General features: G+C 41.3%; 2 protein-coding genes. Both read left to right on the forward strand.

The window, feature by feature from the left end:
- The first annotated feature begins 467 nt into the window (after positions 1–467).
- A complete protein-coding gene (locus I8J31_RS20625) occupies positions 468–722 on the forward strand; it encodes a hypothetical protein (protein WP_199470469.1) in 255 nt (84 codons plus the stop codon).
- A gap of 459 nt (positions 723–1,181) precedes the next feature.
- Complete coding sequence (locus I8J31_RS20630; protein ID WP_233402939.1) at positions 1,182–1,970, forward strand: outer membrane protein; 789 nt, start codon at positions 1,182–1,184, stop codon at positions 1,968–1,970.
- Positions 1,971–2,032: the final 62 nt, after the last annotated feature.

Raw genomic sequence — 2,032 nt, forward strand, 5'->3', positions numbered from 1 at the left:
ATTGACGCCGTAATGAGGAGCGTCCATCTCATCACCCACCTTTAAAACCCAGTAATACCAAGGGTTTTGGTGGTTGCTCTGTTCATTCTCCGCCGCCTTCAACCTCGAACTCGTCCGCATGATCAAAGCCATCCAACGACAACAAAAAATCGCCCACCTAGCCTTTTAATTCAGGCAAGCCGACTGGGTCAACGACAGTATCAACAACTTCAAAAAAGCCACACAACGCACCTTCGCCGACTTCTAAGCGACAAGCCTTACCTGCCAATAAAAGCAAGCCTGCATAAGTGGGCTTTAGTTATTGTTTGGGCTGGTAGGAAACGACAAAGTCTTTTAGTATCAATGAACCTTTAAACGCGCTTGCGCGCTATTAAGCTATTAGGTCGCCAATGGAATTGCTCAGTATAACGATAGTCATATTATTATATTTGAATTCATCTGCAATATATTATGCTGTTGAATCAGATATGTTTTCAAAGCAGCAGTTAATTGCTCAATCTTTCTTTGTTTTTCTTGTTCCATTTTTTGGTGCGATATTGGTTTTAGTGTTCTCTATCACACAAATAGATAGGACTGGTTTTAAACCATCAATAGATAAAACCAAAACCAGATTGTTAAGTTATTTATTCTTAGCGTTTTTGGTAAGTAAAAATTCGTCTGATAGTTTAGCTAAAGATTCTACTCCCTCTGATTTTGGTGGCTCAGATGGCAGTGACGATTAAAGCTACCTAACAACCATCTCTAAAACCCAGTCATATCAGGGGTTTTGGTGGTTGCTCTGCTATTTCCCCGCCACCCCCAACATCGAACTCGTCCGCCTCATCAAAGCCATCCGATAACACCAAATCGCCCAACTAGCTCTCTAATTCAGGCAAGCCGACTGGGTCAACGGCAGCATCGACAACCTCAAAAAAGCCACACAACGCATCTTCGCCGATTTCTAAGCGGTAACGCTTCAAGCAACAAAACCAAAGCCCACCTAATCCGGTGGGCTTTGGTTGTTTGTGTACGGGTAGTAAATAAAAAAGTCTTTTTGATTCAGTAGATTAAATGAACGGTACAGACTAAAGTCTAGGTATGGTACAGACTTTTGGCGTATAGAAAAAAATGCCAGTTTTGTTTAGTATTTAACAATAAATGAAGTGACACATGATTAAAGAATTAAAGGGCTAAGTAGCAGTATGAATACTATTTTAAGGCGTTCTATCGTTAGTATGGTTGTCATTGGATGTGGCAATACAGTGGTTTTCGCGGAATCCGATAACAGTTCTGAATCAAACTGGGAAGGTTTCTATGCTGGTTTGTCTTTAGGTAACTTGTCTGGTTCAGCTAGCCCTGATACAGCAATTGAGCATGCTGGGTATTTTTCAGAGGAATCATCTGGTTCAGATAAAGAACAGATTAACCCTATTTTGCAGCGAAAAATAAAAGACAGCAGCATAGTTGGTTCATTATTGCTGGGATATAACATTCGGTCAGGTAATCTTGTTTATGGTGTTGAGGCGGATCTTACAGGCCCAACGTCTGCAATGTCAGAAACAGCTTCCAATGTAACCTACGATACTCAGCCAGGCTCGAGGTTCACAACGAAAACAACGGTCGAAACAGACTTTTCTTTGAGTATTCGACCTAAAATCGGTTACATAAATGGCGATTTCTTACTTTATGCCTCTGCTGGCCCAACAATAGGACGCTTCAAAACAAGACATCGTTATACTGACACCCACGTATCTGGTATAGATTATCTATTTACAGATGAACAAACTTCAGTAGGACTTTCTGTCAGTATTGGTGCTGACTACGCTATTTCCGATAGCTGGATGGTTCGTGGTGATTATATCTACAGTGATTACTCAGATATTCTCGACGGGGATGGGGATATAGATAAGGATGGTGCTACTGACGACATTCATTATGACTCAAGTTTTGTTTCGCAAAACGTTCGCTTCTCAGTAATTAAGCAGTTTTAACGGCTTCTAGACTGTTTAACGGGACATATATGGATGCTCCGGCTAGGTCAAGGCCGCACTCA

The organism is Marinomonas transparens, from assembly GCF_016463975.1.
Classification (GTDB): domain Bacteria; phylum Pseudomonadota; class Gammaproteobacteria; order Pseudomonadales; family Marinomonadaceae; genus Marinomonas; species Marinomonas transparens.

Excerpts from the sequence above, each read along its gene's own strand:
- I8J31_RS20625 (WP_199470469.1), top strand. The coding sequence starts at position 468 with ATGTTTTCAAAGCAGCAGTTAATTGCTCAATCTTTCTTTGTTTTTCTT.
- I8J31_RS20630 (WP_233402939.1), top strand. The coding sequence starts at position 1,182 with ATGAATACTATTTTAAGGCGTTCTATCGTTAGTATGGTTGTCATTGGA.